1 protein-coding gene is annotated in these 550 nt (G+C 65.1%); it reads right to left on the bottom strand.

Annotated features, from left to right (window positions below):
* A partial coding sequence (locus EOA27_RS39465; protein WP_127259097.1) for a GNAT family N-acetyltransferase occupies positions 1–350 on the bottom strand: 350 nt, incomplete at its 3' end.
* Positions 351–550 lie beyond the last annotated feature (200 nt).

The raw sequence follows: 550 nt of genomic DNA, 5'->3' as shown, positions 1-550 counted from the left end.
CCACGACGTCGATCGCGCCGAGCTGCTATCTGCAGGATCTCTTCACCACGCAGGCCGCGCGCGGCCTGCGTGGTGAAGAGATCCTGCAGATAGCAGCTCGGCGCGATCGACGTCGTGGAGCGGTGATAGAGATAGTGGACTAGGCCGAGCAGACTGCCTTCGCGCTCGGCCACCAGCGCATGCACCGGCTCATAGGCGTCAAAGAAGCGCGACCAGGTCATCTGCGTGATCTCGCCGGCAAGCGCCGTCGGGCCGGAGCGTCCGTAGAACGCGTTGTAGCCGTCCCAGAGCGGCAGCCATTGCTCGTAATCCTGCCTTGTGACGGGGCGGACGGCAAGTTGACCAGACATGGCGAAACCTCTGTCGTTGACGTGGAACGGAGCAAACCGCGGCCGCCGCTCGACAGCAATGGGCCAGCCTGCCGCAAAGCTTCCGCCTTGCCGGATGTGGGCCGCTGCCTTGACGCTCGGCGGCCCGGCAACTAGGGAAGCGTCATCCTGCGCTTTCCGAGGCCGCCGTGACCATCGAGATCCCTGCCCATATGCATCCC

Source organism: Mesorhizobium sp. M2A.F.Ca.ET.037.01.1.1 (genome assembly GCF_003998075.1).
In the GTDB taxonomy this organism is placed as follows: domain Bacteria; phylum Pseudomonadota; class Alphaproteobacteria; order Rhizobiales; family Rhizobiaceae; genus Mesorhizobium.
This window is presented reverse-complemented; position numbering and strand designations above follow the sequence as displayed.